The organism is Nocardia sp. NPDC052112 (assembly GCF_040680135.1).
Lineage (GTDB): Bacteria > Actinomycetota > Actinomycetes > Mycobacteriales > Mycobacteriaceae > Nocardia.
The window spans coordinates 231,725-258,407 of sequence record NZ_JBFAWD010000008.1 but is presented as its reverse complement, the minus strand read 5'-3'; the positions used below and the strand labels follow the sequence as shown (position 1 = coordinate 258,407).

At 64.5% G+C, this 26,683-nt stretch carries 23 protein-coding genes; 4 read left to right on the top strand and 19 right to left on the bottom strand.

Annotation, left to right across the window (positions count from 1 at the left end; genetic code table 11):
* The first annotated feature begins 57 nt into the window (after window positions 1–57).
* On the top strand, window positions 58–5,616 hold the full coding sequence (mobF, locus tag AB0L58_RS18450; RefSeq protein ID WP_364388055.1) for a MobF family relaxase: 5,559 nt from the start codon (window positions 58–60) through the stop codon (window positions 5,614–5,616).
* A 294-nt stretch (window positions 5,617–5,910) separates the two neighbouring features.
* On the opposite strand, the gene AB0L58_RS18445 is transcribed toward mobF, so the two are convergent.
* The 18 genes from AB0L58_RS18445 to AB0L58_RS18360 all read right to left on the bottom strand — a co-directional run bounded on the left by AB0L58_RS18445 (window position 5,911) and on the right by AB0L58_RS18360 (window position 20,718).
* A complete protein-coding gene (locus tag AB0L58_RS18445) occupies window positions 5,911–6,492 on the bottom strand; it encodes a hypothetical protein (RefSeq protein ID WP_364388053.1) in 582 nt (193 codons plus the stop codon).
* 74 nt (window positions 6,493–6,566) lie between these two features.
* Entirely contained in the window at window positions 6,567–7,115 is a 549-nt protein-coding gene (locus AB0L58_RS18440; RefSeq protein WP_364388051.1) for a hypothetical protein, read from the bottom strand.
* 156 nt (window positions 7,116–7,271) lie between these two features.
* Entirely contained in the window at window positions 7,272–8,192 is a 921-nt protein-coding gene (locus tag AB0L58_RS18435; protein ID WP_364388049.1) for an alpha/beta hydrolase, read from the bottom strand.
* A 146-nt stretch (window positions 8,193–8,338) separates the two neighbouring features.
* A complete protein-coding gene (locus AB0L58_RS18430) occupies window positions 8,339–8,563 on the bottom strand; it encodes a hypothetical protein (protein ID WP_364388047.1) in 225 nt (74 codons plus the stop codon).
* Between the two features lie 141 nt (window positions 8,564–8,704).
* The gene (locus tag AB0L58_RS18425; RefSeq protein ID WP_364388045.1) at window positions 8,705–10,513 is read right to left on the bottom strand and encodes a hypothetical protein; all 1,809 of its coding nucleotides are present in this window, start codon (window positions 10,511–10,513) and stop codon (window positions 8,705–8,707) included.
* A 149-nt stretch (window positions 10,514–10,662) separates the two neighbouring features.
* Window positions 10,663–11,172 (bottom strand): hypothetical protein, encoded by a 510-nt coding sequence (locus AB0L58_RS18420; protein WP_364388043.1) that lies wholly within the window; start codon window positions 11,170–11,172, stop codon window positions 10,663–10,665.
* Between the two features lie 10 nt (window positions 11,173–11,182).
* On the bottom strand, window positions 11,183–12,448 hold the full coding sequence (locus AB0L58_RS18415) for a cytochrome P450 (RefSeq protein ID WP_364388271.1): 1,266 nt from the start codon (window positions 12,446–12,448) through the stop codon (window positions 11,183–11,185).
* Window positions 12,449–12,463: 15 nt separating this feature from the next.
* Window positions 12,464–13,303, bottom strand: a complete 840-nt coding sequence (locus tag AB0L58_RS18410) for a hypothetical protein (protein ID WP_364388041.1) — start codon at window positions 13,301–13,303, stop codon at window positions 12,464–12,466.
* Window positions 13,304–13,834: 531 nt separating this feature from the next.
* Window positions 13,835–14,035, bottom strand: coding sequence for a hypothetical protein (locus tag AB0L58_RS18405; protein WP_364388039.1), 201 nt, complete (start codon window positions 14,033–14,035; stop codon window positions 13,835–13,837).
* Between the two features lie 316 nt (window positions 14,036–14,351).
* Window positions 14,352–15,164 carry an aminoglycoside phosphotransferase family protein gene (locus AB0L58_RS18400; RefSeq protein ID WP_364388037.1) on the bottom strand — a complete coding sequence of 271 codons (813 nt, stop codon included), beginning with the start codon at window positions 15,162–15,164 and terminating at the stop codon, window positions 14,352–14,354.
* A gap of 80 nt (window positions 15,165–15,244) precedes the next feature.
* Window positions 15,245–16,660 (bottom strand): XRE family transcriptional regulator, encoded by a 1,416-nt coding sequence (locus AB0L58_RS18395; protein WP_364388035.1) that lies wholly within the window; start codon window positions 16,658–16,660, stop codon window positions 15,245–15,247.
* A 378-nt stretch (window positions 16,661–17,038) separates the two neighbouring features.
* Window positions 17,039–17,224 carry a hypothetical protein gene (locus AB0L58_RS18390; RefSeq protein WP_364388033.1) on the bottom strand — a complete coding sequence of 62 codons (186 nt, stop codon included), beginning with the start codon at window positions 17,222–17,224 and terminating at the stop codon, window positions 17,039–17,041.
* 7 nt (window positions 17,225–17,231) lie between these two features.
* Window positions 17,232–17,477 (bottom strand): hypothetical protein, encoded by a 246-nt coding sequence (locus AB0L58_RS18385; RefSeq protein ID WP_364388032.1) that lies wholly within the window; start codon window positions 17,475–17,477, stop codon window positions 17,232–17,234.
* 316 nt (window positions 17,478–17,793) lie between these two features.
* The gene (locus AB0L58_RS18380; RefSeq protein ID WP_364388031.1) at window positions 17,794–18,762 is read right to left on the bottom strand and encodes a nucleoside hydrolase; all 969 of its coding nucleotides are present in this window, start codon (window positions 18,760–18,762) and stop codon (window positions 17,794–17,796) included.
* A 50-nt stretch (window positions 18,763–18,812) separates the two neighbouring features.
* Complete coding sequence (locus tag AB0L58_RS18375) at window positions 18,813–18,968, bottom strand: HIT domain-containing protein (RefSeq protein ID WP_364388029.1); 156 nt, start codon at window positions 18,966–18,968, stop codon at window positions 18,813–18,815.
* Between the two features lie 189 nt (window positions 18,969–19,157).
* Window positions 19,158–19,694 (bottom strand): hypothetical protein, encoded by a 537-nt coding sequence (locus AB0L58_RS18370; protein ID WP_364388027.1) that lies wholly within the window; start codon window positions 19,692–19,694, stop codon window positions 19,158–19,160.
* A 58-nt stretch (window positions 19,695–19,752) separates the two neighbouring features.
* The gene (locus AB0L58_RS18365; RefSeq protein WP_364388025.1) at window positions 19,753–20,244 is read right to left on the bottom strand and encodes a DUF4254 domain-containing protein; all 492 of its coding nucleotides are present in this window, start codon (window positions 20,242–20,244) and stop codon (window positions 19,753–19,755) included.
* 3 nt (window positions 20,245–20,247) lie between these two features.
* The gene (locus AB0L58_RS18360; RefSeq protein ID WP_364388023.1) at window positions 20,248–20,718 is read right to left on the bottom strand and encodes a hypothetical protein; all 471 of its coding nucleotides are present in this window, start codon (window positions 20,716–20,718) and stop codon (window positions 20,248–20,250) included.
* Between the two features lie 509 nt (window positions 20,719–21,227).
* Between AB0L58_RS18360 and AB0L58_RS18355 the strand changes: the two genes are divergently transcribed.
* Window positions 21,228–22,844 carry a serine hydrolase domain-containing protein gene (locus AB0L58_RS18355; protein ID WP_364388021.1) on the top strand — a complete coding sequence of 539 codons (1,617 nt, stop codon included), beginning with the start codon at window positions 21,228–21,230 and terminating at the stop codon, window positions 22,842–22,844.
* Here the strand turns inward: AB0L58_RS18355 and AB0L58_RS18350 are convergent.
* Complete coding sequence (locus tag AB0L58_RS18350) at window positions 22,825–24,012, bottom strand: helix-turn-helix transcriptional regulator (protein WP_364388019.1); 1,188 nt, start codon at window positions 24,010–24,012, stop codon at window positions 22,825–22,827. The genes AB0L58_RS18355 and AB0L58_RS18350 overlap by 20 nt on opposite strands.
* Before the next feature lie 447 nt (window positions 24,013–24,459).
* Here AB0L58_RS18350 and AB0L58_RS18345 point away from each other — a divergent pair, with 447 nt between their 5' ends.
* Window positions 24,460–24,756 (top strand): hypothetical protein, encoded by a 297-nt coding sequence (locus AB0L58_RS18345; RefSeq protein ID WP_364388016.1) that lies wholly within the window; start codon window positions 24,460–24,462, stop codon window positions 24,754–24,756.
* A gap of 911 nt (window positions 24,757–25,667) precedes the next feature.
* On the top strand, window positions 25,668–26,438 hold the full coding sequence (locus tag AB0L58_RS18340; protein ID WP_364388014.1) for a Crp/Fnr family transcriptional regulator: 771 nt from the start codon (window positions 25,668–25,670) through the stop codon (window positions 26,436–26,438).
* The last annotated feature ends 245 nt before the right edge of the window (window positions 26,439–26,683 follow it).

Genomic DNA, 26,683 nt, shown 5'->3' with positions numbered 1-26,683 from the left:
GACCTGGGGTTCTGCTTGATTTGACTAAAAAATAGTCAAATCGCCCCCCTGGCGTAAATGGCAGGTCGGGTGCTTGATGGATATATGACCGCGACGATTCATAAAGTCGTGGCAGGCAATGGGTATCAATATTATCTGCGCAATGTCGCCGCGAATGATGTTTCTGCTCGGGGCCGTTCCAGCCTCGCCGATTATTACTCCGCTCACGGGGAAGCTCCGGGCCGCTGGCACGGCACGGGCCTGGCCGCGTTGGGCCTGCAACCGGGTGAGGAAGTCACCGAAGAACAGATGAAATCCCTGTTCGGACTGGGTCGTCACCCGAACGCTACAGCGATCGAAAACGCTGCGTACGACGAGCAGATTCGTCTCGGTGCGAAGCACAAAGATGCCGCAGAAGCCGCCGATCGCGCGTCGCGTTTAGGTAATCCGTTTCGGGTTTATGCCGAGGTTTCCGAATTCCGCAAACGGTGCGCGGACGCGTTCACGCGACACAATATCGTGCACGGATTCGACCCTCACGACGGGATTCCCGAACGTGAACGTGCGCGGATTCGTACCCGTGTGGCGTTCGAAATGTTCTGCGAGCAGTATGATCGCGCACCACTGAACGATCGGGAATTGTCGGGGTGGGTGGCACGAAACTCGCGCCCGAACACCGTCGCGGTCGCGGGTTTCGACATCACTTTCTCACCCGTCAAGAGTGTCTCGGTGCTGTGGGCGCTGGCCCCACGCGCGGTCGCGGAGAAGGTCGAGGCTGCCCACCATGCCGCGGTCGATGATGCTCTGCGCTGGTTGCAGGAGCACGCGATCTTCACTCGGCTGGGCCGCAACGGGATCCGGCAGGTCGATGTCGACGGGATTGTGGCGGCCCGGTTTGTGCATCGCGACAGCAGAGCAGGCGACCCCGATCTCCACACGCATGCACTGATCGCCAACCGGTGCCGTACCGATGATGGGCGGTGGCGCACCCTCGATGGCGCCGCGATCTACCGGGCGGTGGTCACGGTGTCGGAGATCTACAACACCCGCCTGGAACATCATATGGAGGACCTGGTGGGTGTCGAGTTCGCTGAACCCCCCGCCACCGATCCGTCCAAGCGCCCGATCCGCGAAATCGTCGGCATCCCAACACCGTTGATCCAGGCGTGGTCGCAGCGTGAAGCCGCGATCAAAGAACGTGTGGGTGAACTCGCCGCGCAGTTCCAGCACCGGTTCGACCGCGAACCGATCCCCACCGAAATGTATGGCCTCGCCCAGCAGGCCACCCTCGAAACCCGGCCCGCCAAACACTCTTTGAGGTCACTGGCGGAGCAACGCGGCACCTGGCGATCACAAGCGATGGCCCTGCTCGGCGGCCGAGAAGCACTCACGTCGATGATCGTCGCGGTCTTGAATCCGATACGGCAGGCGCGTGTTGCGGTGACCACGGCGTGGATCAACCGCACCGCGCAGCGGGTCATCGAGGTCGTCTCCGAGCACCGGGCCACCTGGCAGGTCACCAATCTGCGTGCCGAAATCGAACGCCAACTCCGTGGCCAGGTGCGAGGCCAGGACTGGGAATACGCCGCCGAAGCGGTTCTGGCCGAAACACTCTCACCCGAGCATGTGATCACACGCGGTGACCCCGACCTCACCGACGAACCCGAATTGCACACAGTCCCAGACCTGCTGCAGCGCCGCGACGGAACCAGCGTCTACACCGGCGCCGGTGCGCAGATCTACACCTCCGCGCGGATGTTGTCGATCGAACAGCAGCTGATCGAGATGTCGCTGCAGCCCGGCGCACGCCAACTCTCACCCGATCTCGTCGCCGCGGCCGTGGACCGCTACAACACCCAACATCCCGAACGCCCGCTCAATGCCGGGCAGATCAGCGTGATCAAGGGCTTCGCCACCTCGCCTCTGCGGGTGCGCACGACCAATGCCCCGGCCGGGACGGGCAAGACCACTGCGATGGCGGTGCTCACCAATGCCTGGCACACCAGCGGCAGCCGGGTCCTCGGGCTAGCGCCGACCGCGTCGGCGGCCGCCGAGCTGGGCAAAGCGATCGGCACCCGCGTGGAGACCGTCGACAAGGTCCTCGACGTCCTAGCCCGCCACACACCCAGCCGCGACAACCTAATCCTCGACCGCGAACACCCGCCGTCGTTGCCGCAATGGATCCTCGACATCAACGCCGACACGCTGGTGATCGTCGACGAGCACGTCAAGATCGGCAACATCAAACGCCTACGCCTGCTCCGATTCCTGCACGAGCGTGGCGCGACGATCCGCTGCATCGGCGACCCACGCCAACTCGCATCGATCGAGGCCGGCGGCGCGGACACCGACATGGACGCGGCCTCACCCGAAGCGACCATGACACTCACCCACGTCGTGCGGTTCGCCTCCAACGCCGAAGCGACCGCGAGTTTGCAGCTGCGCGAGGGCGATCCGGCCGCGCTGGGCTGGTATCTGGACAACGGCCGCGTCCACGCCGGACACGAAGGCGCCACCCATGACGACGCCTTCACCGCCTGGAGTATCGACCAGCGGGCTGGACGCGACACCGTCATGCTCGCCGCCAACCACACGATCGTGACCGAACTCAATGCCCGTGCCCGCGCCGATCGCATCGCCCGCGACGGCGGTGTAGTGGACGCGGAATGTCTTCTCGCCGACGAACTTCACGCCTCGGTCGGGGACACGGTCCGCACCCGCCGCAACAACCGACGACTACGACTCGGTACCAACGATTGGGTCCGCAACGGCTACGCCTGGACCGTCACCGCCGTGCATGCCGACGGAAGTCTGACCGCCACCCATCTGCGTTCGGACAACAAACTCGGTCACAGCGTGCGCCTTCCCGCCGACTATGTCGCCATGTATGTGCGCCTCGGGTACGCGACAACGATCGATTCCGCGCAAGGAATCACCGCTGATTCGTGTCATGTCGCGCTCACCGGGAACGAGTCACTGCGACAGCTTTACGTCGCACTCACCCGCGGAATCCACGCCAACCATGTCTACGTACCGACCGCGTTGGACGGGTCCGAAGGCTCGTTCTGGTCCGAACCAGCCGTCTATCCGCGCACCGCCGTGGAGATATTTCTGCGCATTTTCGGGCGCGATGGCGCACAAAAATCGGCGCACACCATGCTGCGCGACGCGCTCGATCCGCACCAGCGGATCGGTCGCGCGCTCGATATCTACCTCGACGCGGTTGGTGTCGCCGCCGAAAACGCCCTCGGCACCGATGGACTCGAACGCATCGACGCCGCCGCGGAAGGGATACATCCGAACCTCACCGACAGCCCCGCCTACCCCGTCCTGCGTCAGCACTTGGCGATGATCGCGCTATCCGGGCGCGACCCGATCACCGCGTTGCGCACCGCGGCGAACGCGCGTGAACTCGACACCGCCGATGATGTTGCCGCCGTGCTCGACTGGCGTTTGGATCCCTCCGGTGTGCACTCCACCACCGGCGCACCCCTGCCGTGGGCGTCCGGGATCCCCCTCGGGCTACGCGCGAAATTCGACTCCACCCAACTCACCGCCCGCGCCCGCATCGTCGCCGACCTCGCCACACAAATCCGTGACGACGTCCAGACCTGGACACCCGCGTCCGCACCACACTGGGCGCGCCCGCTCATCGGCTCGAACCCAAGCCTGCTCGAAGACCTCGCCGTGTGGCGGGCCTCCCTGCACATCGACGAGCGCGACCCGCGCCCCACCGGGCCACCGCGCTACACCGTGGGCGAACGCGAACACCAACACCTGCTCGATGCCCGCGTCACCGACACCCTCGGCGACCTGAACCTGCCCGCCAACAAGTGGGCGCCGCTGATCAAAGGTCTTGAATCCCGCATCCTCACCGACCCGTGGTGGCCCATCCTCGCCGACAAAATCGAGGTCGCCCAGCGCTGCGGAATCGACATCGAATCCCGCCTGACCCATGCTGCGGCGCTACGTGCGTTGCCCGATGACATGCCTGCCGCGGCCCTGTGGTCGCGACTCGAACTCGAACTCGTCGCCCCCGAGGCCACCGACACCCACAATCTCACCCCCGACTGGACCGACGACCTCCAGCAGATCATCGGCGCCGACATTGCGCAGCGCGTCATCAACGACCCCGCATGGCCGCGCCTGGTCGCCGCGATCGACCGCGCCACCGGCACCGACTGGACACCGACCGAACTGCTCACCACCGCATACGAACTCATCCTCGCCGCCCAACCCGACGACACCACCAACCTGCGTCCCGACCAATACGCCAACGGCCTCGCCTGGCGCATCGACGCACTCCTGCACCAGCCCACCCACCCCGACCAACCCGAGCACCACCCGTCCCCGGAGCCGATCATGCACCCACCTGAGACCGCCACCAGTGCCGAAAACCCGCACTCCGACAGCGCCGCCGTGATCGCCGCGCTGATCCAAACCGGTGACCTGCGCGCGGCGCGACGCGCCTTTCACGACCTCGCCGAGGGCCTGACCGGCGAGCAACGCGACATCATCGAAAGCGTCGCTACCACCCTCTACCGCAACCACTTCCCCGTCGCCCTCGCGCGACTGCGGTGGGCCGCAGACCAATTCCCAGAACACCGCGAACTCATTCGCGCCTGCACACCCACCAGCGACCCACACGTCTACCGACCAGCCGCCGACGACATCCCGACACCGGACCGGCGCGACCAACACCGGCGCACGGCACGCGATAACCCCGACCGCGTCGACCACACGCCACACAAGCCACCACACGCCGACACCGATATCGCGGCCGAACACGACTATAGGGACTACCTCGACACCCGCGGCGATATCGACACCGACCCCGAACACCTACCCAAACCCGACGGGGTCCCGCACCAGTACTACCGCGAAAAACTATGGGAAGACCGCTATCCCGACTCCGAGGCACCCGACTACGACCGCCAAACAGCGCGCAACATTCGCGCCCTGCCGTGTGTGTGCTGCGGTATCGGACGCGCCCACCGCGACAGTCTGCCGGTCCTGCCGCGCCGCAGCGACGACGGCCTGTGCGGTGAATGCCGCACCGACAACCAGCCCGGCATTCCCGACCACGAACCCGTCGACTACATCCGCGCCCGCTGCGAACACATCGCCAACACCCACCCAACCAACACCATCCTGGGCATGCTCAAACGCGACTGGCGCGCCGCCCGCACCCTCGCCGACCGCCTCGCCATCGCAACCTGGGTCGAAAGCCATCCGCTACCTGACGACATCCCCACACCCACACCGCCTTCCGACAACCCCCTCGACGTGACCGATCCCGTGCAGATGCTCACCGACGACCAACTCGCCCAAGCCATCACCGACATCAGCCAGCGCATCGACCTCGCCGACACCGAAGCCATCATGTACGGACCCGCACCAGGCACCGCGCCCACCGATACAACAGCAGTCGACGCCACCACCTGGCTGCACAACGAACTCATCGACCTCAACACCGAACAACACCGCCGCACCCAACTCACACCCGAACAAACCACCGCAGAGCACGCCCTACGCGCCCGCCACCACTACGACAACACCACCGAAGACTCCACGGAGTACGAGCCCGACCCCATCGTCGACCTGCCCGTCGGCTACGACGAAGACCTCGGGCTGTAAACAGACTCGTCGAAACGCCGTCCCGCCACGGATGTCCGCAGCCGCATTCGGCAGACCTCCTGACCCGCAGCGCCACGCCGCGCAGCACCGTTTGGCCAGAAAATGGACGACAACCTCAACGCGGTCAGTGGGCATCAGCTCGGTAGGCGAGAGTGACGCCCCAACTACCTAGGAGCATCACGGTGATCCGATTGGTCCCACAACCTGCGCGACTACGGACTGCCGGACAGTCCCGAGGATCTGCAGCCCCGCGAACGCACACACAAGCGGCGCCGTGTCCGCGAAACCACAAGCTCACTCATGCAGCTGCTCGCGGGTTGATTCGGTTACGAGCGGATCCAGATCGAGCATGGACCAGCGGCACCAGCCCATCTCCCGCGCTGCCAGCAGAGTCGATGCCAGGGCCGCGGTGATGGGCAGCCGCTCGCTGTCACGTTCGGGATCCAGATACCAGCTGTGCATCCGCGAGCGCCGACACGTCTGGCGCAGATCGGTATGCGAGGAGGGCAGGTCGTAGGCGGTGTCGACCATGATGTGTTCGAGGTCGCCGGAGGCGTTGATCTCTCTGCGGTCTGGCCACAGCGCGACCCAGCCTCGGATGCCATACAGCTCTACAGGGTCGGTGATGTCGGTGCTGAGGTTCGCCAAGCCGGTCAGCATGTCGTGGCCGGTGATGACATCGGCGTGTAGATCCATCTCGATAATGCGATCGTCGACGACCTCCACGAACGCATCGGGAGTGTCAGTGGAGGGCTGCAGCAGCTCGTAGCCGACAACGAAACCGCGGGGGTCGTCGAGGTCGCGTGGGTGCTCGGTGTCGAAACTGGCATACACCAGCCCGACGCCGCACCGTGTCACCGCGATCGACGCCACCACCGGACGACCACTGCCCGGCGGCGATCCCGGATCGCCGAACGGTTTTTCCGGCTACGCCAAATTCGTCATAGGGATCACAGCTGGGCCTTCGCGCTGGATTGGGTGTCCGGTACCGGTTCGACCGGGCGAGGGGAGATGGCGCCGGTGTCGATGTGACCGTTGCCGCAGCCGTCGCAGTAGTGGATTTCCAGGGATATCCACGACGGGATGGTGTCGTCCGACAGCTCGTAGATGGTGACGCCGTAGGGTCGTTTACACGACTCGCAGTCAAGATCGGAGTCGATCTCGGCCCCGGTCAGCATCCCCTGATGCCCACTGTCGACATTGATCACCTCGAAAGCCCGGACGCGCTGACCAGACCTCGACGGAGCCAGCAATCGTCTCGGTGTCCACAGATCCGGTCGTAGCAGGGCTTTGGTCATGCGCACTATCAGTTCGCTGTGCCCGCCTGGGCAGCAATGGATTTCCAGAGTCAGCCACCAGGGAACAGCAGGAACGGTCACCCGATAGACCGTCACCGTGTGGAAGTCGGCCTCGTAATCGCCTGGGCATTGTCGGCATGGACGATAGGTGTCCGCCGCGACTGCCGTCAGCTGTTGGCGCGCACGACCGTAGGAGTCCATGACGAACATGCGGCCAGCGCGATCAGCCGGCCTCGGCCAAGTAGATCTTGTCAACTTCATTCTGAGGCTCAACCTTTCGAGGTGTCCCGTGTCCGGCCCACACCACGCAGCCGATAGTCACGCACGCGAGTTACTGTCAGCCGCCACAGCGGTTCCTCATGCACACGCCGCCTCCGATCCACTGCTCACGCGTGCCGCCACCGACCCGGCCCACGCCACCAAACAGTCCTGAAACAGCCCGGTGTTCGGCGCTACGGTCACCGCGTGCCCCGCGCCAGGCAGTACGTAGGTCTTGAGCTGGGCTGATGGCGTGAAATAGCGCTGCTCCGCGTCGGCCAGGCTCGCACTCGACGCACACATTGCCCGTGCGCACAGCAGGTCCACCTCGCCGTTGACGATCAGCACGGGTGCGTCGATGTTGCTGGTCAGGGGTGGGATGGTGCTGGTCAACCCGTCTACCATTTCCGCCAGGCTGAAGGTGTCGGCGACCTCGGCGTAATCGACGGTAAGCGCGACGGGATCAGTGTTCGGGCCGACGAAACCCGCTGCCCGGCCGCCTTGGCGCGTGGTCAGATACCCCGGGTCGAGGCCGCGGTCGGCGAATCGTGGATCGGTGGCGGCCGGGATGAAACCAGCCACGGTCTTCAGCGTCTCCAATGGCGATACTGAATGTGAAAAGCCTTGCAGCAGGACACCATCAACATCGTGGTAGGTCGCAGCCGCCATGGCTGCGACCCCGGCTCCGAGAGACACCCCACCGAGGATGATTGTCTGGAATTCGGGATGGCTATTGATGCCGGTCCGCAGCGCGGTAACGATCTCGTGCACACCTTGCGCTTGGAGGGCGGAGGTTACCGCCGCGCTGGGTGGTCGTGTGCTGGTTCCGGTTCCGAGTAGGTCGAGGGTGAGCGTGGCAAAGCCGGCGGCGCTGAGTGCGCGCCGTGCGCTATAAGTCTGCGGCTGTATCGGCCAATCCCAGTAGCGGGCGTTGGTTGCCGCACCCGACAGCAGTACCACGATCGTGTCCGTCGGTTGCCCGGGACGACACAGTGTGCCGCCCATCGTGCCCAATGGCACCGGCCATGTCGTGGCTTCACAGCGCACGGACTCCGAACCAGGTTGATCGGCGTGGGCTGCACCGAGTGCTGACCACAACACAGAGATGACAGCTCCCACCATCGCGATAACCCTGGTTCTGGCACGGGATTTCGCTGTCGTGCTGATCATTGCCAATGCCCGCCCTCCTCGACCAGAGCATCGACACGACCGGTCGGCGACCATCCCCAGTACGCGGCGAGAATCACCACTGTCCACCAGAGCCCCACGGCGCTGTCCTTCACCGGCCAGCGGCGATCGCCGCGTCGGTGTGGGTTTCGGGCGGCGGCGGGCAGTTCGGTCAGCCATGGTGGCAGTGCTGGCTGGCCTGGTGGGGACGTTGTCAACTTCATTCGGGGGCTTAACCTTTCGAGCTGTCGATGGCATGGCTGGGCGGGTGCTGCTCCTTCCGATGCGGCTGCGAGCGCCGTTGCTCGCAGCCGCATCCCTCACACCACCAGCACGGTCGCCGACTGGGCCGGGCTGGTGGCGGTTCATGCAGTGGTGCTGGCGTGGAAGCTCTCGGGCGTCCACCCGGTCAACTGCTTGTAGGGCGCGGTGTAGTCGCTGCCGCTCAGCGGTGAGCCGGGGAAATCGGGTATATCGAAGGCAGCCACCATCTCCGGTAGATGAGCGAGGAGGGTGCGTTGACCGGCGACGAGATCGGAGACGATCGACTCGCGGTGCTCGAGCCAGCCCGTGATCGGGTGGTCGCTGTACCAGCCGCTTTCGCGATGGATTCGGCTCAGCGCGTACGTTTCGCCCACTGTGGTGAGGAGGTCTTTCGCTTGGGGTTCGGTGGTGGTGGATGCGGCGATGACCGCGGCGGTGGCCAGCATCCGGTCCGCGACCGCCCAGGTCAGTGAGATGGCCGCCGAGTCCGGACCCAGCACCGGACCGGCCGACCCGATGTCCCCGCGGCGCAGGCCTTCGGTGATGACCCGCTCGCGCTCAGCAAGCAATTCGACCGCCCACGGCAATTCCGGTGTGCCCGGCAGGTGCAGCATGCTGGGCCTGCCCAGTAGTGCCTTTCCTGCTTTGACCTGCACGGCTTGGGTGACCCCCTCGGCGATCAGCGATCCGAGGATATTTCCGTGCCAGGTGCCCAGGCGGCTGAGCACGGTCGCACCGTGTGAGGCGGTGTTCAGCCGGCACATCAGTAGCACCCGTTCGGCGATGACGGGCAACGACGCTTTGGCGAGCATCGACATCAGCCCCATCGTGGGATCGGCGTTGGTTGTGCAAGCGCGCATGTCGCGCAAAATGCGGCCGAGGATGCTCGCGCAGTAGACCGAAACCAATGCGGTGACGAGGTCGGCCTGTACCGCATCACGGTCGATCATCTCGGTACCCGCCCCTGACCGACGTTGCCGGGAGAAATTGTGCAGACCATGCAGGGCGGCGCGAGCGCTGGCGATGCAGGCGGTCGACAGGTCGAGGCGGCCGTCTCCCAGAGCGGTGATGGTGCGGTGGAACCGTGCGCGGAGGTCGGGGATGTCGCATTCGAATTCGCCGTCGTCGGTGATTCTGGCCCAGTCTCCGCCCAGCAACGCGTCTTTCGGCACCCAGAGGTCCCGGAACCGGACGGTAGCGTGCGGCATCGGCGCGAAGTCCTTATCCTCCTCAGCAACAACGTCCACACCCTCGGCTAGCCCGTCGGTGGTGCGTAGCCGCACCAGAAACGCGAAACACCCCTCGTCACTGCCGTTCACATACAGCCGTGCGATAACCACCACGACGTTCGGCACATGAGCCAGGGCGACGTTCGGCAGCTTGGACGCCGCCAGAATGTCGGGGGTCCGCAACCAGAATCCCCATGTGGCGGGATCCCACACCGCGAGTGTGCGGTGGTCGGCGCCGTTGGTTCCGCCGACCTCGGTCACAAACATGACCCCCACCGCAGCAGCGGTGTCGAGATCGGCCAGGCACCCCTGCTGATACGGCGTACCCGTCCCCAGCGACATGATCCCGCCGGTCGCCAGGTTGATGTGCCCGGTCTCCACCGGCAACAGCCGCGGCGCGCTCATGGCGGACTCCTCGACCAAGACGCCCCGCAACTGGGCATCGGCAGCGAGCGCACGCGCGGGCACGGCGAGCCCCGCGAGCGCCGACCGCAGCAGGACCGGTCCGCGTGCGGCGTGCTCGGCGTAGGTCAGGCCTGACCGGGGCAGGTCCTCGAGTGCGGTCACAACGCCCCGGACCCGCGTCCGCAGCGCGGTGTCCGAGCCGAGCAGTGCGGACTGCAAGGCGTCGACAAGATCGTGGCCGAGGTGCTCGCGTGTGATGGTGGGATGGACGGTCATGCTGAACTCACCTTCTCGCTGACGACGCGCTGACGGCGGTGGCCGGGGCGGGTCGTCGAATCATGTTGGTTTGCAGTTCCTTTCGCGCGCGTTCGGATCTGGGCGGGTGTCCACGGCGTCGGGCGTGGTTGCCGATCTCGGGTGCGTGATCAGGGCCAGAGGCCGACAGCCTGTAGTGCGGCGATCGAGTCGCTATGGACGCCGCGGCAGCGGGTGATCGCGGCGAGGACGGCGAAACCCTGCGCGGGATGCCAGGATTCGCACACCCCGGCCAGGACGTTCCAGTCGGCGCGCCACCGTTCGTTGTGGTGCGCCACCATGGCGCCTGTGCGGACCATGGTCGCCATGGTTTGACCCGGGTGGGGCCACCACCGGTGGTCGAACCGCGAGACGGGTGTGTCGATGACGTCACACAGCGTCAGCGGCAACACCACCCCCTGCTCCGGAATCCACGCCCGGCACCATGCTGCCAGCTGCTGGGCGAAGAACTCCAAGTAGTAGTGGGGGTCGGCATCGAAAGCCTGCAGCTGGTGCTGGCTCAGGGATCCGGTGCCGCGGTGGTGGTCGATGAACGAGCGCCAGTAGGTGTCAAGGAAACGGTGCGGGACTTGGTTGCCGTCCCGGTCGAAGGCTGGCGGGCACAGTACGTCGATGGTCATCGTGTTGTCCTTAGATGTGCAGTGGCGGAGCCGGATTGAACACGACCGGGAATGCCTGCAGTGCGCGATGGAACGGACCCGGACGCCAGACGAGCTGCTCTTTCGGGATGGCCGGTACCAGGTCAGGCAGCGCGTCGAGCAGGCGCTCGATGGCGGTGTGGGAGATCATGCATGCCAAAACTCGCGCCGATGGGAAACACGCGTGTGGGCCGGCGCCCCAGGACAGATGCCATTCGGCCTCGAAGAACTGGTCGGTGTTGTTGACGGTGGGATCGTTGTTGCAGGCGGCCATGCTGATGACGACAGGCTGATTCGCCGGGAGCCAGATGCCGTCGACCACGATGGGTTGCGGCGGGTAACTGAGGCAGAGGTTCGTTATCGGCGGGTCTTTCACCAAGATCTCGGTGAGCGCATCCTTGATCGGCGTGCCGAACGACGTACGGCTGGTGAGGAACCGGGCCTCGGTCACCATCAGCAGCACCGTGTTGGCGATCAGATTCACCATCGGCTCGATCCCCGCGGCGTACAGGGTGACCAGCTGGTTGATGAGTTCCTCGTCGGACAACCCGGACTTATGGGTGAGCAGCCGCGTGGTGACGTCGTCGCCGGGGTTCGCCCGCTTGTCCGCGATATGACCGCCCAGTGCTTGGATCAGTACCTGGTTGACTTTGTCGGTGTCGGTGGTGGAGTCGAACATCCTCGCCAGCGCCCACGCGACCTCGTTTCCGACGTCATCGGTGCAGCCCAGCATCGTGTTCATCACCGAGAAGGCCAGCGGCCGTGCGTAATCGGCGATGAGATCGGCTTTTCCGGCGCGACAGAACTTATTGATCAACGGCGTGGTGGTGGCGATCACCTGATCGCGCAGGCGGTGCGGGTCGACGCCGTCGAGTCCAGCGGTGTTGGCACCGCGATAGAGCGCATGGGCGAGGCCCGCGCTGCGCAACGCGTTGGGCCGCCACTCCAACATCGGCCTCACCGGGCTGTCGGCAGGAATGGTGTCTTGCCATGCGCGGGAGTCGGCGGGAAAGTGCTCGGGATCGTTGAGAATCCGCGCCGCGGTGCGGAAGCCGATCGCCAGCGTCGCGGGCACATCTGGTGCGAGTTCGACCGGGACCAGCGACGACCGGTACTTGTTGTTCCGCATGTTCTGGTAGGCGGTGTGCGGGTCGGCCGCGAACTCGGGGGTGTGCAACAGGATTCGGGGACCGACCTGTTCGATCGGTGTCGATGCTGCCCGCGCACGGGCCGCAGGTGAGGGAAGGGAGTTCTGCATCACGGCAGCGGTGTCCTATGGGAGAGGGAGCTGGGGAGACGGGCGGAACCTGACCGGTAGCGCGACCACGGCGCTGAGGAAGGGGTTCGCCACCCGCTCCAGACTCTCGACGGGGATAGCCAGCTCGATATCGGGCAACGCGTCCCACAACTGAGCCAGCGCCTCACGCGCGACGAGCGTCGCCAACTCGTCTGCCGGGCACTTCTGGGCTCCTGCACCGAAAGACAAATGCGCGCGATTCCCACGGCCCGTGCGTTCGACGCCCACGGCGGCGGGATCGCTGTTGCAGGCCGCAAGGCCGACAAAAACCGGTTCGTGCTCGTGCACCGTGCCGTCGCCGGGCAGGATCTGCATCTGCCGCGGGAAACGCGCGAACGCGATCGCCAGCGGCGGATCGCTGTAGAGCACCGCGTCGATCGCCTCCTGCGGCGACAGCGCACCACCAACAGCGTCGCCACCGAACGGTTCATCGGTCACCGCCCGCAGCACAGCATTGGCGATCAAATTCCACGTCGGCTCGGTGAACCAGTACAGCATCGCCAACTGGTGAATGACCTCATCGACCGATAGTCCCGACCGATGCTTCAGCAGCCACGACGTGACATCCATGCCCGGCGCGGCCCGCTTGGCCGAGACGGTGTCTCTCATCGCCTCTTCCAGCATTCGGTTGCCCAGTTTCACCGACGCGGGATCAGTGGCTCGAAGCGTCATGATCGCGTTCAATGCGTGCTGTCCCGCCTCCGGTGAAAGGCCCAGCACCTCATGAACCACTTGGACAACCAACGGTCGCGCGAACTGGCCCAGCAGATCCGCCGAACCCCCGCCACAGAAGCGGTTGATCAGCGCGACCGCCACGCGTTCGACTGTGTCCTCTAGAGCGAATTGATCGACGAGAGCAAGAGTTTCGCTGATGGCGAGCCGGTACCTCGAGCGTGTGGCTCCTGAGGTGTGCAGTGCGTCCGGGCGTGGACCCAGGCTCGGCAGGGCGGGACACGCGGGAGGCACCTGCTGCGCCCACACCGCCGGATCAGTCGGATACCGCTCCTCATGGGTAAGAATCTCCAGTGCATCGCGGTAATCGGTGACCAGGATGGCCGGTACCCCGATGTCCACCGGGACCAGAGACCCGAAGCGCTGCCGCATTTCCCGGAACGCACGATGCGGGTCAGCCCTGAATTCTGGCCCGTAGATCGCCACCGGCAAGTCCGAGGAGCAGACCGGCGGTGGCGGAGAAGCTGGTTGCCCAGTGGTCACTGATATTCGGCCTTTCACTGTGAGGCACGGACTTTGGCGCCCGGCGTACACGTGTCATGCGGTCCCAGCACGGCCCCCGGTGCAGTCGCCCTCTCTGGCGGCGACTGCACGCCGATGGATCACCGGAGCCAGCTAGTCGTCCCAGTCGTCTTGGGCGTTCACCCCGCCGCTGTATGCGGCGGCAGCGAGGTACTGACGGCACTGCGGACCGTGCCCGGAGTGAGTCACAGGCACGAAGCGGGCTTCATCGATCGACCCGAACCGCACCTCGCCATGGCCGGCGCAGTCTGCGTGGCCGACAATCCACAGCTCTCTATCCACAACCGTGGTCATGCGCGCCTCCCAGATAGCCCTACAGCATCCGAACACCGGCCCGCCGTCCGCCACGTCCCGGACGGCTGGTGGCTCACGACGATGTGACCGAAGCGAATCCGGTGCCGGACGCCTATATCAGGCTCGCGCGCACGAAGGGGTCATCCAATCCCTGAAAGGGATATCCCTGACAGGGATCGCCTTCGGGAACCTTCGAATATCTCGCCTGGCCAGATGCCGAAAAAACCTGTGCGGACACGACATTGGACGGACAGGAATTCCCGAAATTTGATCGTGCAGGGCGAGTACTCGACCGCACCCGACGCGATGGCGGGCCTCAGTGCACTGGGTGCCAGAGCACGGATCGGTCTCCGCTGCGCAAGGATCGGACGCGGCGGTGCAGTTCGGTCGCGGCGGCCGGTTTATCCGCGGCCAGACGGATGTAGGAGCCGACCGAGTGCAGCTCGACGATGTCGCGCAGCAGAACCCAGCCCGGCCAGGTGAGCATGTCGTAGCCGTAGGCGGCGGCGAATTGCTGCCGATAGCAGTCGGATTCGTGGAAATGATCGGGAACCGTGCCGATCAGATCCAGCTCCCGGGGACCGATACTGGTGCCGTCCCAGTCGATCAACACCCAACCAGCTCCGTCGCGGACGGCGTTGCCGGAATGTGCGTCAGCGTGGATCAGCCCGATTCCCAACGGCCACTGCGTGTCTGCGAACGCGGCGACCAGGTCCTCGGCCCGGCTCCGCAACCACACACGGTCAACGCTAGACAGCGCCGGGCGTGTGCGGCGCTCGTCGATGTCGAGTGCTTCGCCCAGGCGCAGCAGCGGCCGGTAGGCCGGTATCGGGGCGTGCGGCGGCGGATCACCGGCCGCGTGCAGTCGCCGCACCAGCGCACCGAGAGCGGCAGGATCCGCGGACCCGTGTGTAGGCCGGTATGGCCAGAAGGTGGCCACCGCTCCACCGGCAAGAACCGGTTGTGGCCCCGGCAGCGGTGTCAGCGCGATCGGATCGTCTCGGTCCGAGAGCCATCGGGTCACCGCGACGGCCGCGCTCGCGCGGTGACGCCGCAGCTCGGTAGCGGGCGCCAAACGCACTACGACAGAACCGACCAGCCACACCGCGTTCGATCGCTGATGCAGCATCACCGCCGCCTCGGCACCTGCAACACCGAATTCCGCGCACACAGCCCCCAAAGCGTCGCGGCCCGGGAGACCGCTGTCGATCACTTCGCCTCTAGGGTGTCGCTGATCTGAGCTCGCATATCGGTGACCAGGGAGTCGCGATCGTATTGGGCCGCGATCCGATTCAAATCGGACAGCCGGGTGTAGCAGCGTCGCGAGGTCAAGCCAGCGATCTGTTCGATCGCGGTGTCACAGTAGAACGCGGCGCTGTCGTGGTCACCGGCCTGCAGGCATGCACCGGCCAGAGTAGGCAGAGCAACGGCCTTGCTGCGGGCGTGCTCGAGAGCGTGACCGTCGACGGCAGCGCGCAGCAATTGCACCGCTCGCGGGGCATGATCGCGATCCTGGGTCGAGAGCAGATAGTACGAATGCCCGTGCTGGGCAGAGATTTCGGCGGGAGTAATGAACGCCGCCCACGGAGCGAGGCTGCTGTGATCCACCGTCGCGTAGAGGTCTTGGGATTGCTGGATCAACCGGTGCACCGCGGTGGCGTCACCACGGGCCGCCCAGCACCACGCCGTCACCGACGCGGTATACGCTTCGGTGACCGTAGAAACTGGATGGCGGCGGCTGATCGCGGTCGCGGCCGCGGCCTGCGCGCAACGCAATGCGTCGTCGAGCATCTGCTGCTGGTGGTCACGTTCAGCAGGAGTCGGTGCCGTCCACAACGGCCGCCACAGATGCAGCGCCTGGTGCGCCAAATCCAGCAGGATCGCCACCGACAAATCCGTACTACGCGGATGCTCGGCACCCTGACCGGCGGCCCACAGAGCATACGACCACACCCGGCGCGCGCCGTCATGATCTTCCACGTCGTAGGCCAGCCAACCGGTCACCCACGCCAGCTCCGCCGTCGCCACCCACAACCAGGGCCGCAACACCGCACTGCACTCGACGTTCTCGTAGGAGCGAACCTCATGCAGCTGCGCCAAGGCGGCATCGCGATACAAGCCGCTGCCACGGGCCAGCCCTTGGCGGCGAAAGAAATCGGCGACCTCCTCGATCGCTTCGATATCGTTGACGCCGATCTGTGTGCGCGGTGAGGATTTCACTCGCGTAGGAAGCTGGCTGCCGAGCCGATCGAGTTCCGGGTGCAGATTCGAGCCCATCGCGGTGGCCATTGTCAGAGAGAGGAAGTCACGCCTGTACACCCAACTCACCTCCTCACCGACAAGGCTACCCGGCTCGCTCCAGAAACCCATCGTGCTCGCAGGGATCCCCAGCGCCATGGATATCCGTGCCCCGAGCCCAAGCCCAGTCACCTTGTGGCCCTTGTTCTCGATCTCCGAGACCCGCCCCTGGCTCAAACCCACCAGGTGCGCCAACTGGCCTTGACTCAACCCGGTCTCGGTCCTGACCGCGTCGAAAACGCTACCGAAATCGTGGTGCGCCAACGCCTTCCGCATCGATGGTGAGTCGAAGAAGCCCGGTGGGATCAACCGCTTGAACCCCGCCACCGATGCACATTCTGTGCACAACTCGCCCACGTACCCCGCAGTCAGCGATCCGCCACACGAGCCACAACATCTTGTGTTCATCCTCAAGCTCTCCCCCACCAACGTGTGCCGCCGCGCGGCTTACCGGATCCTGCTGCTGCCCAGCAGATGTCGCGATCAGTGAGCAGCTTCCAGACGGTCCGCGCTGGGATCCCGACCGGCGAACCTGCCATGATCGACTGCTCGCGCTTCGGGGCAAACACCACTGGGCAACCGAACTCCACCAGCTCGAGGTCGGCTTCGTCACTGTGACGCGGTGAGATGTTGTCCTCGGCTGTGTGGTTTCCTGCCTCGACGATGTCTGGACACCACGTGATCGCGGTCCTCACGCGCACCGCCTCACGCATCCATGCGTCGAATGGATTCGGTCACCAGCCGATCCAGGTCGAGCATGTTCCCACTGCACCAACCCATTTCGCGCCCCGCCAGGATCGCTGATGCCAGGGCCGTGGTGATCGGGAACCGTTGGGCACGGCGGTCAGGGTCCAGATACCAGCTGTGCATCCGCAATTGCGCCTTGGCCATGGATTTGTCACGCAGGACACAATTCGTTCCGTCGCCCCAGATGGCGATTCGTCGGGTCGAGCGACCTAGCGACGGCAATGAATTCGACGCCCACCGCGTGCATCACCTGTTGCGGGACCACACACTGTGATGCGCAGTCGTTGTGGCGACTCATCGCACGAATCGCCTCGCAGACGGTGAGGTCGCCGAGATCGATGAGGCGCTCACCCAGGTTTGTCAGGTCGTAGAGCTGGGGTGAGGTCGAGACGTTCACGACATCGCCTGCACGGGTTGGGCGGTATCGTCGATGATGCGCGCTCCGGCCCACCCGCACGGCCGAGCGTCCCATGTGCGGTGTGCGCCGATCCGGTTGTCGGACACCGGGACCGAACCGCAGAACACGGCCGGGCACGCCACGCTGATCAATCGGTTCTCGCCGTCGAACTCCGCGCGCCCGCAATCGGCATACAGCCGAACATGATCATCGCCCGCTGTGGTGTACCTAGGTGCGGGCGGGTGATAGAGGGAAGTCGTGCAGCCCGACATGGAGTGCGTCTGTGGTGGATGCGATTGGATCCAGCGTCGCCAGTTCACGCGCACACCCCCTCGTGCATCCATTCCACGAAGCCCTCGTTGTCGACCGCGCACGCGACTTCCATTGCGCGGCCACCCGGATCGCGATAGATGCGGGCGTCACGTTCGATCCGGATCCGCTCGGGGGTGAAGGTGACGAACGGCAGGCCGAGTGCGGCGCTGAGGGTGAGCGGGTCGTGCATCCAGCTGCCGCGCCGGTTTTGTTTGGCGCGCTGGCGCTGAAACCATGCCTCGAAATTCGCTGCCAGCAACTGTGCCCACCTCGGTGCGGTCGCTGATCGCAGTCGCCGCAGCAGTTCCCAGTCATCGGTGACGTCGATCGCGGAGGAATTCGTGAAATCCGACAGGACCAACCGGGGTGTGCGAATCAGGCGAAGCGCGATCCCCGCCGATACGGGATCGGTGTGGAAGTTGTGCGATGCGCGCGTCTTGTCGCGGTACCGATCCAACCAGCCACCCATCTGTGTCACCACGATCCGCTCGGCGAGATCGGGGACCAGGCACAGCACGGCAGACAGATTGGTCATCGGGCCCATCCCAACCCAGTGGATCGGGCCGTCCGTCGCAGCGCACAGTCGGGTGAGGGCGTTGGCGAGCCCATCGGCCGCGTCGAGAACCGCGCCGCCGGGGTCGGGGTCGGCGTCAGTTGTGTGGGATTGATCGACGAATTCATCCATCACGAACCGGTGTTCGCCGCCGATGTCGATTCCGGCAATGACAGGTACGTCGGGCCGGTCCATGAGATCCAGAACGTGCCGCGCCAGCTGGGCGCGCCGCCCGCGGGTCTCGTCGGCAGTCATGACAACGAGATCGGTCACGGTCTGCGCGGCGATGACCAGCGTGACGAAATCGTCTGGGTCGTAAAACAGGTCGGTATCCAGGACCGTCAACCCCGCCGCGGTGAGCGTGCTCGGGCGGGTGGTTTTCGACGGCTTCTCGGGGAGATCTGATCGGTTATTGAACATGGGCAGTGCACTCCTTGCTGGACGTGTGTCCTGGTGGGTGGGTATGTGTTTCAGCGCCAGGTGTCGGGATCAGAGTCGGGAAAGATGCGTCGGATTCCGCCGCGAGGGTCGGCAACGTCGCCGTGATGGCGGGGGATGATGTGCGCGTGCAGGTGGGCGATCGTGCGTCCAGCCGCGATGCCGTCGTTGACACCGATGGTGTCCATCCGGGTGCAGCAGCGCATCGAGCTGTGCCCACATGGACCGTGCCAGGACGTGCAGGTCCCGCGTTTCCTGATCGGTCATGTCGAAGAAGGACCCGATGTGCCGGAACGGAACGATCTCGAGATGTTCTGGACGCGCGGGGTAGTTGTCCCACCGCGCGTACATGGTGCCGTGGCGGGCCATCACCCGATTCACGGCCGAATCCGCGGGACGGCAGAAGATGCACGACCGATCGTCGTGCTTCTCTGGCCGGTCACCGGGATGCGATGTGCTATCGAACATGGGCAGTGTGCTCCAACTTCACGGGACCAATCGGAATTGGTGAACGGGAAATACTTTGGGAGACAGCACTTCTCGCCGGGGCACAGCGTGCTGGGTAGTCGGCGGATGCCACAGGCGGTTTCATCTGCGAAGTCCTGATAGGCACTCGCGGCCACGGCGAGCCGCAGCGAAGCGTCGTAGAACATTGGTTCCGGTGCGGCGAGCGCGATGTAGGTGTGCACGGCCAACTGCGCGAGCAGCGCGATGCCCTGCCCCATGGTGTGGGGGGGCCAGAGGCGCGGCGGGGAACGGATCGGCGTGGCCGCCACCACCCACCGGTCGATGGCCGACATCGCACGGGCGCGTTGCCAGTCGATGTCCCCGAGTGCGCACAGCGGTGTGTGTTCGCGGGTCTGATGCAGCATCGCGAGTTCTCCGGCCGCGTCCAGCATCGGATGGTCGCTCATGTTGGGAAGCCTCGGCAGGCGGCCAGCACAGCATCTTTGTCCGGGAGTCCGGTGAAGGTCACCAGCGATCCCCCAGGGCTGGAAGCCGCCGCGCCCGCCGCGCGACGTCGGTGCACAGATCGGTGTAGCTATCGACGAGTTCGGCTAGCCGGTACCAGGCCGCGTGCACGGCCGGGTCGGCAGGATCGATCGTCATCAGCAGGTGGTAGGCGTATACCTGAGCCTGGGCCAACCGGGCTATCACCGCTCCCATCGTCTCGGTGTGCATGGACGCCCGCGGATGCGGGATCGGCAGGTTATCGGCAACCCACACATCCACTGCGAGTGCGAGTTCATCTGCGCGGCAACGGCACTCACTGCCGAACGTGGCTAGACGCCGCTGGTGTACGACACCGAAGTCGTGCGCCAGCTTCGCCAGCGGATGGAGTCCCACGTGATGGCCCCGGATCGCCGACAACAGCGCCTCACCCGTTGGGAACAGTGCTACCGCGTCGGGTTCAGAACCGGCCGAGACCGTTCCGCTCCCGGCCGGACCTAGAATGGTGTGCATTACTCACCGCCACACCGCAGAAGACCGAACCGGGCCAAGGAGCCGACGAGCGGCGGTTACCACGCTGGTACGCGACGGCAACGAATGCACAGTCGAGGGCTGCGACACCCAGAACCACCCGGTCTGATGGTCGGTCATCGGAAGCCAGACTCGTTCGCCTGACTCCCGGATCCGTACGCCGCGCTCCTCCAGTTGGGACAGCGTGTGCGCGCCGAGCCTGCCGCCCCACGCCGGGCCGACGAGGAAGACCCAGTCGCGATTCGGTCGTGAATAGCTGATGATCGGCACCGACACGCACCGGGTCTCCTCGAGAAGCACCTCACGCACCTGCTTGCCCAGACCCGCGGGCATCGACACCGCTCCTAACGCCGTCGTCGCGATCAACGACACGCGGTTGAACGAACACGACACCGCGAACCCCAATCCGCGATACACGTGGGCCACCTCATGGGGGCTGTGACAGCTCTCGAACATCACCGCTCCCTCCGATGACGGCACTTCGGTTCACCGACCACCTGAAGCTGCACCGACCGCGACCGGATCGACTTCCACGCGTGCTCCGCAACGCCACGCCGTCCGCGGGCGCCCCCTCTACTGAGGGCCGCGATATCCGACACGCGCAGCAAAGCCTGCTCGCGGATCATCGGGAAATCCCCTTCCAGAAACGGGTACGTGATTGGCCTGATCGCGATTTCTCGGGCGGCGGCCAGGTGCACTCTGCTGCCGCCATACCCGCAAGCTCGAGCGCGGTCAGGCCGAGGAGACTCGCGCACGCTTGCATCGCGGCCCACTCATCCGCGACACGAAGCGCGGCGAGGGCTTGGTCCTGGGAGAAGGTCCGACCGGGTAGAAAACTCACAACCCAATCGCCATTGCCGACGCTCCTCGCTTGATGCCGGGTTCTAGCGCTGGTCATCAACGATTGCTCGTCGTCTTCGATCGACATGGCCACTACCTCATCTCCCCATAGGGCTGGGAGACCTATGCGGGGCATCCAGATCGGAATCGGGAGATTGGATTTTTGGATGTCATTCATCGGGCCTCCTCGGATCAGAGGCACCAGCGATCAACGGTTTGTCCCTTTCGACACGGCTGTGGTTTTTGCTGTCGTCCGATTCCTCGATCGGACCGTTCGTCAGTTCGCTGTGTCGAATGTGAACCGGACCGACGTTCGCGGTGCTGATTTCACCCTGGTCTGCGGAAATCCGGTGTGGAAGGACTTTGCTGTGGACAGAAACTTTGTCAACAGAGTGTCGCCGAGGGTGTGGGATGCTGGTCAAGAAGGAAAGGGGCGCATGGACACCGACTTCCAGACGGCGCTGACCACCAAGGTTGCACAGGCGCAGACTGCCGCACGGATACCGAGCTTGACCGTCGCGGTGGGCGTCGATGGCGTCTCTTTTGCGGCAGCCTCATCTGGATACGCGGATGTCGAGAACCGAATGCCAGCCACGATCGACAGCATCTATCGCATAGGTTCGATCACGAAAACATTCACTGCGGCGGTCACGTTGTTGCTGGCCCACTGCGGTGATCTGAGCCTGAACGCCACAGTCGACCGCTATCTACCCGGCACGCCGTTCGGACATCTGCCACTTCGGATGCTCTTGTCGCATAGCAGTGGGCTGCAACGCGAAGCCCCGGTGGACATGTGGGAAAGCATGCAAGGACCGACGGGCGCCGAACTTCGCGTCGCGTTTCAGGATGTTGAATTGGTCGCCGATCCGGGACAGCGGTGGCATTACTCGAATCTCGGATACGCCGTGCTCGGCCAGATCATCGAAGATGTCAGTGGTCAGCCGTGCGAAAAGCTGATCGAGCAGAGACTGCTAGCTCCGCTCGACCTTTCCCGGACGAGTTGGGCACGGCCTGCGGATGCGGCGATCGGCTACCGGCTCGATCCGCATATCGCCACTGTCCATCACGAACCAGTCATGGACCAAGCCTCGATCGGTGTCGGCGGCCAAATGTGGTCTGCGCCAGGCGATCTCCTGCGCTGGGGACACGCGCTCGCCGGGAGAGAACCCGACGTTCTTCCTGCACCTGTCGTCGACAGCATGCACACCCTGCAGGTTATGGTCGACACCGCAGCATGGTCCAAAGGCTGGGGCCTCGGGTTGATCCTGGAACGCAGAGGCGGCCACATCCTCGCCGGGCACACCGGCGCGATGCCGGGCTTCCAGTCGGCACTCATGTTGGATCGTGCTTCCGGAGTCGCGGTGGTTGCGTTGGCCAACGCCACCCGTGGGATCAAACCTGCTGACCTTGCCGCCGAAATCCTTTGCGAGGCAATCACATCCCTGCCAACACGACCGCCACGCGAATGGCAGCTAGTGTCGTGTCCACCGGAGATTCGTCCGCTTCTCGGCAGCTGGTGGTCGGAAGCCGACGAGACAGTGTTCCGGTGGGAGCACGACGGCCTGCATGCGAGCCTGGCCGATGACCCGCTCGCCAGCGACACCCGTTTCGAACCGGCAGGGCTGGGACGGTTCCGAGCAGCGGAAGGACGGTTGCAAGGCGAGCTGCTGATTGTCGTGGACTCCGGCACAGGGATCGAGATGCGTTGGGCGACTTACCCACTCACACGCACGCCCCGATGAAGACCTCTAACCGGTCAGCAGTTGATGCCACTGCGTGATCACCGGATGCACGCAGTTTCAGAAGGATTGAACGGAACATGCGCGCGACCCGAGGAGTAATGGAATCGGCTGATACGGCATCCATTGCATGATTCACTGCCGTTGCCGCGGCTTCATCCTCACCCATTCGCAATTGCGCCTCGGCTTGTTCTAGTTGCCAGATCGTGCGATTGCGCAGAAAGACCACTGGGCTGGCCGAATCCTGCTCACGCAAAGATTCGACGGCGTGCCGTGGGTGCCCGAGATCCAACAAGCACGAACCGCGATGCCCGGCCAATGCAGCGTCATCGAACACGTCCAGCCAGACCGGGTCGGGCTCTTGTGGCTGATGCCGGGACAGCTCCGATTCGGCTTCAACGAGCATCTTGGTGCAGAGGTCGGCTTCGTCCATTCTCGCGTGTGCACGCGCGGCAATTGTGGCGACGAACGCCGTCAAGCGCCGATTTCCACTGCGCCGGGCCCATGACATCGCCCCATAGGCTCGCTCGGCACCCTGGGCTGGATCCCCGCTCCAGGTGCTCATGAAAGCAGCGTTCGGGCCGCCGACGAACGCGATCAGGTCCATTGCGCCGATGCGTTCTGCCATCCGCCGGGCATTGGCGAACGCATCCTCAGCTAGCGAGACGCTGCCTCGATCGAACAGCATCCAACCGGCGAGTTGATGCGCTTCAGCGATATTCCGCAGTAACTGCGCCCTCTGCGACTCGTTGACCCGAGATACGAACTTCTCGGCGGTCTTTGCCTGGGCCGCCACCTCGGGTAGGCGTTTGGCTGCCATGGTGTGGTCAGCCATGCGGACCTCCGTGATCAGATCACGAAGCGACGGTCCAACGAGGTCTGGCTCCAACGAAATGTCGCGGGGCTGTTGGAGAACGATATCGGTGAAAGGGGCGGCGAGCCGGTTTAGTTGGCCGCCAGCATTGAGGGCTCGGTCGAGCCGGTGGACAAGGTCTGGATGTGGTCGACGCTGTGCTGTCTCGATCCTCCACAGGAGATCGTGGCTGACCAGCACCAGTGGCGCCAATTGTCGCAATGAAAGGTCGGCGGCCTTACGTCGGGCGCGCAGTTCGGCACCGAACAGCGCTTCCGCGGTTAGCCGCGGATCGGATTGACAAGGGGCTGGTCGCACGAGGTAATTATTGCCTCACACAATCCGGTTGACCACCGATCTCGCGGCAGAGCACGGTCGGGGTGCAGCGCCGGCCCTCATTGACGCCACTTCAACGGCGAGGTGGTAAGGGCAAGAGCGGGATGACGAAAGTCTTTCTGAGTCATTCGAGTCACAACAATGTCGAGGCTGTTGCGTTGGCGCGCTGGCTGGTTGAGCAGCGCCCGGGGCTGGCTGGCGAAGTCTTTCTCGACGTGGATGCGCGGTCAGGGATTCCGCAGGGGTGCCGTGGCGGGATGTATTGCGGCGCGCCATCACTCGCTGCGAGGCCATGATCTACTTGTATCAAGCGGTCTCATTCACTGGGGACGGGCCAGCAGGATTGGCGCGCGTCGGCGGAGGGCGTGGCCGAATACTTGACCTGCGGTCAATCTTGGCAAGTGGATCTTCTGCGCCCGTCTGGAGGCGTTGCCGGGTACGGATCCGACGCGGGAGTGGCAGCGATGTGATCTTTTCGGCGACGGCGTGGTCATCGAGATCCCGGTGGACGGCAGTAGTCATGTGCCCACCGCCGACGAGCAAGCTGCCTGGCCTGCATACGGGATCGCCGAGCAACGCGTCGAGCTCGACAGCGATTCGGTCCAGCGTGCCGCCGAGCACGCGGAAGTGCTGTGGCCTACCGACGCCGAACCGAGGTCGCGCGAAGTACCGCGCGTGGTTCCGGATTTTGCGGCTGGCGGATGGTTCGAACGTGCCGTGAACTGACTCGATCTCCCAACCTCGAGATCAGCCACCCGAAGTCCGCTCTCTCATTGTGTTCACCGGAGACGGTCGATCTGGAATCACAAATATAACAATCTGATTCGTGAGGCTCACGGGTATCACCGCGCGCGAGGAACACATTCACGGTCATGACGGCGTTACTCGCATCGTCGGATCATCCCCGCGTCCACGGGGAGCGCCACACCAGACACGATCGGCAGGCACCCGGCCAGATCATCCCTGCATGCGCGGGGAGCACTTCCTGTCCGCCAAGCGAGTGCGTGACGCGTTCGGATCATCCCCGCGTGCGCGGGGAGCACGCCGCGTACACCCTTGGTGCGATTGGATCATCAACGCGCGCGAGCAACACTTCACCTCGCTGCTCTCAGCAGACTCGCGATAGATCATCGAGTTCCGGCATCACTGTGCATTTTTCAATCTGCGTCCGTCGCGCAACGTATTAGACCGTACGCGAAATGTGCGATGTTGCATCGATCCCCCGTGACACGCCGGTCTGGCCGGATGTTTGCCGTCTCCCAAGTCAAATCCCCGCGTGCAGGATCGGCGGTGGCGGAGCGCAGCTCGTGCCGTCTTGATTGTCGAAATTTCGGTTCGGTCATCGACGGCTCCGCCTCTACCGCCATAGGACACACCGGAGGAATGGGGCGGACCGACAGCGACAGCGAGCATTCCAACGAGAGTGGCGGGTGGTGCCGACCGAACCAGGAACGGCCCTCGGATGCGGGAGGTGGCCGCGGTGTTCGAGTTGGCGTGTACTTCTCGGCACACTGGATTTCGGGCGTTTGGTTGGTCTCGAGGCGATAGGCTGGCTGAGTCTGCCTATCGCGCACCGGTGAAGAGAGGGAAATTCATAGGGGCGCAATGTGTTTGGCTGTCATATTTCCGATAGTTCGGTGGTTGAGGCTCAGAGTTCTGCGGAGGGGCTGGACGGTTTGGCTATCTCACGTTCGTCGACATCGGGCGCTGATGGTGTTGATTGGCCTGCAGGGACGCTGATGGCGCGGCTGGGGGAAAGTTCCAGGCAGGACCTGCTCGGTCTGGCATTGCCTCGTGAGGTCCCAGCGGGTGATGTTCTGATCCGCCAGGGCGAAGTCCGGAATCATGTTCTGCTGCTGCGCTCTCGGGAAGCAGCGTTGTCTGCGTGTGTGAAGATCAGTGCGGCTTCGCGCAGTGGCTATGAGACCCTGCTCGGGATTCGGGTCAGCGGTGACGTGGTCGGTGAGCTTGCGGCGCTGCGCGGTACGGCCAGATCAGCGACTGTGACTACCTGCACGACCACGCTCGTGCACAACATTCCGCATGGTTCGTTCATTGCTTTCCTGAACAGTCATGCTGATGCGTGGGAGGCGATGTGTCGAATGATCGCCGATCGGCTCGACTGGGCTAATCGTCGTCGCCTGGATTTCGCGGGATACGACGTTCCGAACCGGCTTGCCAGAATTCTTCTGGAATTGGCTGAGCGGCACGGGTTTTCGACGGCGGAGGGGTATGAGCTCGGCGTTCGGTTGTCGCACACGGAACTGGGCAGGCTCATCGGCGCTGGCGAGGATGCGATCGGGTTGGCGCTGCGGCAGCTGCGTTCACAGGGCCTGGTGAAGTCTGCCTACCGCAGCGTCACGATTAATGATCTTGATCGATTGCGCGTGCTCGCCGACGACATCTGATTTGCGGTCGGAATCCTGAATTTTACGGGGTCTTCGTACTCGACCCGTGTCACGCTCGTCTATGAGGAGCGCGGAGGCGGGCCAATTATCGTGCGCTCCAACATAGTTCAGGAAGGGGATCGGAATTGACCAGAGAAGTACCGTTTGGTCGCCGACTGCTGATGTCGGTCGATGCACGGGGGTATGGCGGTAGCGATGACCGCCGCCAGCAAGACATGCAGTCTGGCCTGCTGGCGGTATTGGAC

Coding starts and splice junctions, on each gene's coding strand:
- mobF (WP_364388055.1), top strand. CDS start 58: ATGGCAGGTCGGGTGCTTGATGGATATATGACCGCGACGATTCATAAA.
- AB0L58_RS18440 (WP_364388051.1), bottom strand. CDS start 7,115: ATGGACTCCTACGGTCGTGCGCGCCAACAGCTGACGGCAGTCGCGGCG.
- AB0L58_RS18430 (WP_364388047.1), bottom strand. CDS start 8,563: ATGAAGTTGACAACGTCCCCACCAGGCCAGCCAGCACTGCCACCATGG.
- AB0L58_RS18425 (WP_364388045.1), bottom strand. CDS start 10,513: ATGACCGTCCATCCCACCATCACACGCGAGCACCTCGGCCACGATCTT.
- AB0L58_RS18420 (WP_364388043.1), bottom strand. CDS start 11,172: ATGACCATCGACGTACTGTGCCCGCCAGCCTTCGACCGGGACGGCAAC.
- AB0L58_RS18415 (WP_364388271.1), bottom strand. CDS start 12,448: ATGCAGAACTCCCTTCCCTCACCTGCGGCCCGTGCGCGGGCAGCATCG.
- AB0L58_RS18405 (WP_364388039.1), bottom strand. CDS start 14,035: ATGACCACGGTTGTGGATAGAGAGCTGTGGATTGTCGGCCACGCAGAC.
- AB0L58_RS18400 (WP_364388037.1), bottom strand. CDS start 15,164: ATGCTGCATCAGCGATCGAACGCGGTGTGGCTGGTCGGTTCTGTCGTA.
- AB0L58_RS18390 (WP_364388033.1), bottom strand. CDS start 17,224: ATGGCCAAGGCGCAATTGCGGATGCACAGCTGGTATCTGGACCCTGAC.
- AB0L58_RS18380 (WP_364388031.1), bottom strand. CDS start 18,762: ATGTTCAATAACCGATCAGATCTCCCCGAGAAGCCGTCGAAAACCACC.
- AB0L58_RS18375 (WP_364388029.1), bottom strand. CDS start 18,968: ATGGACACCATCGGTGTCAACGACGGCATCGCGGCTGGACGCACGATC.
- AB0L58_RS18370 (WP_364388027.1), bottom strand. CDS start 19,694: ATGAGCGACCATCCGATGCTGGACGCGGCCGGAGAACTCGCGATGCTG.
- AB0L58_RS18365 (WP_364388025.1), bottom strand. CDS start 20,244: ATGCACACCATTCTAGGTCCGGCCGGGAGCGGAACGGTCTCGGCCGGT.
- AB0L58_RS18360 (WP_364388023.1), bottom strand. CDS start 20,718: ATGTTCGAGAGCTGTCACAGCCCCCATGAGGTGGCCCACGTGTATCGC.
- AB0L58_RS18355 (WP_364388021.1), top strand. CDS start 21,228: ATGCGGGGCATCCAGATCGGAATCGGGAGATTGGATTTTTGGATGTCA.